Here is a 6,600-nt window from a genome sequence, read left to right as displayed (position 1 = left end):
GCTGCACAACGGCAAGGAGTCCTTCCGCGGCGTCTACAACGGCCACGCGGTGCTGCGCGTCGAGCTGGAGCACTCGTACCTGTGCGACGTCGGCTTCCGCTGGTGCCCGCGCCGCCCGCTGCGCCTCGACGCCCGCGGCGTGCAGCAGGACCCGCACGGCGCGTACGAGCTCGTACACACCCCCGACGGCGACGTGGAGATGGTGCACGAAGGGGTGACCCGCTGGCGGGTGGAGACCCACCCGCGCGAGCTTGACGACTTCGCGGCCACGATGTGGTTCTGCGCCACCTTCCCCGGCGTGCCCGGCGCCGGCCAGCTGTGGGCCTCGATCGTCACCGAGACCGGGCGGGTGTCCATGTTCAACCGGGTGCTGACCGAGTACTCCGGCGGCGAGCGCGTCTCCTCGCGGGTGCTGGTCGACGACGAGGAGTTCCTCAAGGAGTTCGAGGCCTGGTACGGCATCAAGCTGGACAAGGTCCCGGACGTTCCGATCACCACCGAAGGGGTCTGACATGGAAAAGGTACGTTGGGGCGTGCTGGCGTCCTCCTCCTACGCCGACGTCGCCGTGCTGGCGAACGCGCAGTCCGCCACCACGCAGTTCACCGCGGTCGCCAACGAGGACGGCGGCGAATCACGCAAGCACACCGACGGCTACGGACTGCCGGACAACTACGACAGCCATGAGCAGCTGCTGGCCAGCGACGAGATCGACGCGGTCTTCGTGGCCCTGGCCCCGAACCGGCACGCCGAGTGGGCGGTCAAGGCGCTGCGGGCCGGCAAGCACGTCATGGTCGAAAAGCCGCTCGCGCTGACCGCCGCCGAGGCGGAAGAGGTCTATGACGCCGCCGAGGCCGCCGGCCGTCTCGCCGCCGAGGCGCTGCTCTACCGCTTCCACCCGCGCACTCGCCTGCTCCAGCAACTGGTCGCCGATGGACGTGTCGGTGAGCTGATGTACATCTACTCCGGCTGCACCGCCTCCGTGCCGCCGGGCTACTTTCGCAGGGACCGGGCGACCGGCGGCGGCGCGCTGCTCGACCTCGGCGTGTTCCCGCTCAGCGCCGCGCTGCTGTTCGGCGGCACCCCGGAGCGGGTCTACGCGGAGGAGGTGCGCCGCGGCGGCGGCGAGGACGTCAGCCTCGCGGCCACGCTGCGTTTCTCCGGCGACGTGATCGCCCAGTTCGAGGCCGGCCAGGAGGTGGCCCGCGGCGACGACCTGCAGATCGTGGGCACGAAGGGGCGGCTGCTGGTCAAGGACCCGTGGTTCCACCGGCCCGACACCGTCGAGCTGAGCCTGCAAGGTCCGCCCCCGCACGGCGAGCCGCAGAGCGAGTTCATCGCGGTCGACCCGGACGGCACACTCGGCATCACCGCCCCGTACGCCGTCGCGCGGTATCCGTTCGACGCGGTGTCCACCGCCATCGCGACCGGCGGGAAGCTGCCGTTCGGCCGCGAAGAGGCGGTGGCCCAGGCGCGGGTCATCGAGGCGCTGTTCGAGTCCGCGGCCAAGGCGCAGCCGGTCGCGCTGTAGCCAGCGGTCACCCTTGCCGTGGGAAGAACCGGTCAGCCGGTCCTTCCCACGGCAACGGTATGTTGTGCGCATGGCAGCGCAGCCGAAGGCCCTGGGGTCAGACGTATACATGATCGATACGGCCATGTCGGGTTACTCCGGCATCACCGCGGCCTATGCGATCTTGGGTTCGCGGCCCTGCCTGGTCGAAACAGGGACTGCTACCTCGGCGCCTGTCGTACAAGAGGCGCTCGCCGGTCTCGGCGTCGGCGCAGACGACCTCGCCACCATCGTGGTGACGCACATCCATCTCGACCATGCGGGCGGCGTGGGAGACCTGGCCGCCGCGTTCCCGCGCGCACAGGTAGTCGTTCAGGACGCCGGAGCGCGGCACCTGGCCGACCCGTCGCGGCTGATGGCCAGCGCGCGGCGGGTGTTCGGGCCGGCGATGGATTCGCTGTTCGGCGAGCTGCTGCCCACTGACGCGGCGCGGATCCAGGCGATCGGCGACGTCGGCACGGTGGATCTCGGCGGCGGACGGCGGCTGGAAGGCCATCACACCCCCGGGCACGCCAAGCACCACCTCGGCCTGGTGGACTCGGCGACCGGAGACCTATACGTCGGCGACGCCGCCGGGTTGTACATCCCGCCGCAGGACGCCTCGTCGACAACCGGGCTCGACGCCTCCGGCGCGATGGGCCAGATGCTTCCCGGCACCCCGCCGCCGGAGTTCGACCTCGATCTCGCCCTCGCCTCGCTGGGCCGGTTCCGCGACCTGCGGGCGACCCGGCTGCTGTTCTCCCACTACGGACCGATCACCGCGGTGGACGACGCCCTGGAGCGCGCCGCGGAGGAGATGCGGCTGTGGGTCTCCATCGTGCGGGACGCCTGGCGCGACACCGGCGGCGAATTCGACCTCGACCACGCGGTCGCGATGGTGCGTGACCGGACCCGGGAGCGGTACGCCGATCTGCTGGCACGTCCGGAGGTCGCGGCGAAGTTCGAGGCGCTTTCCTCGGCGGTGGCGAACGTGAGCGGCATCGCGCGGTGGCTGGAGGGCGAAGAGAAGCGGCTGCGTGAGGCAGAGGCCTGAGGCGGCGCGGAGCGGACGACGGCGGGCGCGTTAAGCGCTTGTCGAGTAAGGCCGGATCAGTTATCGTCAGGCTGACGATAACTGGGAGGGTCTGGCATGTCGCTGGGGGATCTGGTCGCACCGCTCAACGTGGTGCTGTTCCACTTCGGGCAGGACGCGGTCACCTGGGCCGAACTGCTCGGCTTCGTGACGGGCGCGGTGGGGGTGTGGCTGACCGTGCGCGCGAACATCTGGAACTTTCCGGTGGGGCTGGCCAACAACCTCTTCTTCCTGGTGCTGTTCTGGGCCGCCCGCCTCTACGCGGACGCGAGCCTGCAGATCGTCTACCTGGTGTTCGGAGTGTTCGGCTGGTGGGAATGGCTGCACGGCGGCACCCGCCGAAGCCGCCGGATCATGGGAAACGCGAAACCGTGGGCCGTCTGCGCGCTCGTGCTCGCGATCATCCCGGTCACCTGGGCGCTCACCGTCGTGCTGACCCGCGCCGGCGATATCGCACCTTTCTGGGACGCGCTGACCACCGCGTTGTCGCTGGCGGCCCAGTGGCTGCTGAACCTGAAGCAGTTCGAGAACTGGTTCTTCTGGATGGCAGCGGATGTGATCTACATACCGCTGTACTTCGTCAAGGTGCTGTATCTGACGGGCATCGTCTATCTGATCTTCCTCGGGCTGTGTCTGACCGGCGTTCGGGCCTGGCGGCGCGAGCTGCACCCGCGGATGGCACCGGCATGAGCACGTTTCAGCACGGCCTGGTGATCGGCAAGTTCTATCCGCCGCACGCCGGGCACCACTTCCTGATTCGCAGCGCCGCCGAGTCCTGCGCCCGGGTGACCGTGGTCGTGATGGCCGCGGACGTCGAGTCGATCCCGCTGGCCGCGCGGGTCGACTGGATTCGCCGGGCACACGGCGAGCGCAGCGGAGTGGCTGTGGTCGGGGTGCGCGACAACCTGGCGGTCGACTATGAGAGTGAGAGTGCCTGGCTTGGGCACGTCGCGCTGATGCGTGAGGCGATCGCGGGTGGACCGCACGGTTTGGCGGGTGTCGAAGTCGATGCCGTATTCACCTCGGAGGCGTACGGGGCGGAGTTGGCCCGGCGGTTCGACGCGGCTGACGTACGTCTTGACGCGCTGAGGGCAACGCACGCCGTCTCAGGCACGAAGGTGCGCGCTGATCCGGTCGCCGCGTGGGACGCGCTGGAGCCGCCGGTCCGGGGGTGGTTCGCGAAGCGCGTCGTGGTCGTCGGCGCCGAGTCGAGCGGAACGACGACGCTGTCGTTGGATCTCGCGCACGCACTGCGCAAGCGTCGCGGCCCGCACGCGTTGACCCGCTGGGTCGCCGAGTACGGACGCGAACTGACGGTCCGAAAGCTCGCGGTCGCCCGGGCGCTCGCCGGCCTGCGCGGGCTGCCCGAGCCGTCCGTGTTCGACTTGGAATGGGACGACGCGGACTTCGAGACCGTGGCGGCGCGGCAGTGCGCTGACGAGGACTCGGCGGCGCAGGCCGGCGGGCCGGTGCTCGTCTGCGACACGGACGCGCTGGCGACCACGGTGTGGCAGGAACGCTACCGTGGAAGATCGACAGAGCCCGTTCGTGCGCTTGCGCAGGAGATGCCGCCTCGCGCCCTGTACATACTGACTGATCACGCGGACGTCCCGTTTGACGACGACGGTCTGCGTGACGGCGAGCAGTTGCGTCCCTGGATGACCGAGCGGTTCCGCGAAGTGCTGGAGAAGTCGGGCGCGCGCTGGATCGAGGTGCGCGGCGACCGTGCCTCGCGGCTGGAGCAGGCGTTGGCGGCGGTGGGCGAAGAGCTGGGTCGGGGCTGGGAGCTAGCGGCGCCGCTGGGGTGAAAGGAAGAGTGCCAGCGCGAGCGCGACGAACCCGCCGCCGACCGCGGAAACGCCACCCCAACCGCCGTAGTGGTACGCCTCCGTCCCGGCCGCCGAGCCCAGCGCGCCGAGCACGAAGTACGTGGTCATATAAACCGATGCGATCCGGGCCCGTGCGCCGTTGGACAGGTTGTACACCACGCTCAGGTTGAGCAGGTTCACGCCCTGCACGGCAGCGTCCATGAACAACACGCCGACGAGCAGCCAAGCCAGATTCGCGTGGCCGAGCGCTATCGCGCAGAACGAGGCGAGGCCGAGGACCAGCAGCGAGACGGTCGTCGCGCGTTCGTGACCGCGGTCCGCCGCGTGCCCGGTCAGCTTCGCGGCGAGCGCGCCCGCCCCGCCCACCAGCGCGAACAGGCCGATCCCGGCCTGGTTGTAGTGAAACGGCGAGCCCGCGAGCAGGAACGAGACCGTCGCCCAGAACAGGCCGAAGGCCGCGAACATCAGGCCGCCCATCACGGAGCGCCGGCGCAGGACGGGCTCGCTGCGAGCCAGCCGCGCGGTCGCCCGCAGCTGCTCGCGATAACTGATCGCGACCTCGGGACCGGCCGCCTCCATGGCCCGCAGGAGAACCGCCGACAGCAGCAGCATCAGCACGCCGGCCGCGGCGAACACCGTGCGCCAGCCGAAAGCCTGTCCGATCAACCCCGCGACGGTCCGGGACAGCAGAATGCCGATAAGCAGACCGCTGAGAACCGTTCCGGTGACGCGCCCGCGCTCGTGATCGCCCGCGATGGTCGCAGCGTAAGGCAGCAAGATCTGCACAACGCACGCCGCGATACCGACCGCCGCGCTGGCGGCGAGCAGGAGCGCGAGATTGGGCGCGGCGGCGGCCCCGGCGAGCGCGGCCGCTTCGATCACCAGCAGCCCGCAGACCAGCCGCCGCCGATTGGTGATATCACCGAGCGGCACGATCAGCAGCAGCGCGACGCCGTACCCGAGCTGATTCGCGGTAACCAGTCCGCCCGTCGCCGACTGCGACGCAGAGAACGACTTGGCGATCTCAGGCAGCAACGGCTGGCAGTAGTACAGGTTCGCGACGGTAAGGGCACACGCGAACGCGAGGAGGAAGACGATCCGGCGCGGTGCGCTGCGCGAGACGTCAGTGTTCGGCGCGTGTCCTGCCGGACATTGCCGCGCGGTGGCCGGAGCCGGTGCGGAGGCCGAAACGGTGGCGGACGGTGGCGTGGACATGGCGTTCCCCCTCGGAGCGCGAATTCCAACCAACTTTTTGGTTGGAAACGAGTCTGTCGCGTCCCGCGCGATCATGTCAACCGAACAGTTGGAAATCGGGGGAGGGAAGCGCGATACTCGGACGGACGCGCGAGCAGGCCGAGCGCGACCGCTGGCAGCTGTGGAGGCGCGAGGTGGGATACGACCCGGAGGGCACCCGTGCCCGCATCCTGCGCGCCGCGGTCGAGGAGTTCTCCGAGCGCGGCAGCGCCGGCGCCCGCGTGGACCGGATCGCGGCCAAGGCCGGCGCGAACAAGGAGTCGATCTACCGCTACTTCGGCTCGAAGCAGGAGCTGCTGCGCCGGGTGCTCGACGAGTACCTCAACACCCGCGGCGATGAGATCGGCCCGGACCCGGACGACCCGATCGGCTATCCGGCCAGCCTCATCCGCCAGCACGGCCCCAACCCCGCGCTGGTGCGGCTGGTCGCGTGGGAGGGCCTGGAGACCCAGGGACCGGTCGACGACCGCTCGGTGCAGGAGCGGCAGAAGCACTACGATCGCAAGATCGCAGTGATCGAGGACGCCCAGCGCGCCGGGATCATCGACCCGCAGCTCGACCCCAGGCACCTGCTGCTCACCTTCCTGGCGATGGCCGACTGGGTGTTCGTCAGCCCCCAGCACGCGCGGCTGATCTTCGGCCGCGACCCGGACGAGGAGCTGCTGGAAGAGCACGCGCGGTTCCTCGAGGAGGTCGCCAGGCGCATCGCCCGCACGGACGGCGGCGGTCGGGGCGGCGATGACGGAGGAGACGGTGATGGAGCAGATCGTGGCGCGGCCGATGGCGATGCGGCCGATGGTGACGCCGGCAGTGGTGACGCGGCCGACGGGGCGCGCTAGTCGGCGGTGACCGGCGGCGGCGGGAGCGCCGCCTGGAG

7 protein-coding genes are annotated in these 6,600 nt (G+C 70.1%); 6 read left to right on the top strand and 1 reads right to left on the bottom strand.

The window, feature by feature from the left end; translation table 11 throughout:
* The 5 genes from VFB40_RS23045 to VFB40_RS23025 form a co-directional block, all read left to right on the top strand.
* Positions 1-511 (top strand): arylamine N-acetyltransferase (locus VFB40_RS23045; protein WP_324854044.1); only part of this gene is annotated, 511 nt, incomplete at its 5' end.
* Position 512: 1 nt separating this feature from the next.
* Complete coding sequence (locus VFB40_RS23040; protein WP_324854042.1) at positions 513-1,529, top strand: Gfo/Idh/MocA family protein; 1,017 nt, start codon at positions 513-515, stop codon at positions 1,527-1,529.
* A gap of 70 nt (positions 1,530-1,599) precedes the next feature.
* Positions 1,600-2,601 (top strand): MBL fold metallo-hydrolase, encoded by a 1,002-nt coding sequence (locus tag VFB40_RS23035; RefSeq protein ID WP_324854040.1) that lies wholly within the window; start codon positions 1,600-1,602, stop codon positions 2,599-2,601.
* A gap of 96 nt (positions 2,602-2,697) precedes the next feature.
* On the top strand, positions 2,698-3,330 hold the full coding sequence (gene pnuC / locus VFB40_RS23030) for a nicotinamide riboside transporter PnuC (protein WP_324854038.1): 633 nt from the start codon (positions 2,698-2,700) through the stop codon (positions 3,328-3,330).
* On the top strand, positions 3,327-4,448 hold the full coding sequence (locus VFB40_RS23025) for an AAA family ATPase (protein WP_324854036.1): 1,122 nt from the start codon (positions 3,327-3,329) through the stop codon (positions 4,446-4,448). The genes pnuC and VFB40_RS23025 overlap by 4 nt, the downstream gene beginning before the upstream one ends.
* On the opposite strand, the gene VFB40_RS23020 is transcribed toward VFB40_RS23025, so the two are convergent.
* Positions 4,428-5,684 carry an MFS transporter gene (locus tag VFB40_RS23020; protein ID WP_324854034.1) on the bottom strand — a complete coding sequence of 419 codons (1,257 nt, stop codon included), beginning with the start codon at positions 5,682-5,684 and terminating at the stop codon, positions 4,428-4,430. The genes VFB40_RS23025 and VFB40_RS23020 overlap by 21 nt on opposite strands.
* A 173-nt stretch (positions 5,685-5,857) precedes the next feature.
* Here VFB40_RS23020 and VFB40_RS23015 point away from each other — a divergent pair, with 173 nt between their 5' ends.
* Positions 5,858-6,562, top strand: coding sequence for a TetR/AcrR family transcriptional regulator (locus tag VFB40_RS23015; RefSeq protein ID WP_324854032.1), 705 nt, complete (start codon positions 5,858-5,860; stop codon positions 6,560-6,562).
* The last annotated feature ends 38 nt before the right edge of the window (positions 6,563-6,600 follow it).

Source organism: Actinocrinis sp., from assembly GCF_035650855.1.
Classification (GTDB): Bacteria; Actinomycetota; Actinomycetes; order Streptomycetales; family Catenulisporaceae; genus Actinocrinis.
Note: the sequence above shows the minus strand (reverse complement) of the source record. Positions and strands in the feature narration are given on the sequence as shown.

Excerpts from the sequence above, each read along its gene's own strand:
- pnuC (WP_324854038.1), top strand. The coding sequence starts at position 2,698 with ATGTCGCTGGGGGATCTGGTCGCACCGCTCAACGTGGTGCTGTTCCAC.
- VFB40_RS23025 (WP_324854036.1), top strand. The coding sequence starts at position 3,327 with ATGAGCACGTTTCAGCACGGCCTGGTGATCGGCAAGTTCTATCCGCCG.
- VFB40_RS23035 (WP_324854040.1), top strand. The coding sequence starts at position 1,600 with ATGGCAGCGCAGCCGAAGGCCCTGGGGTCAGACGTATACATGATCGAT.
- VFB40_RS23020 (WP_324854034.1), bottom strand. The coding sequence starts at position 5,684 with ATGTCCACGCCACCGTCCGCCACCGTTTCGGCCTCCGCACCGGCTCCG.
- VFB40_RS23040 (WP_324854042.1), top strand. The coding sequence starts at position 513 with ATGGAAAAGGTACGTTGGGGCGTGCTGGCGTCCTCCTCCTACGCCGAC.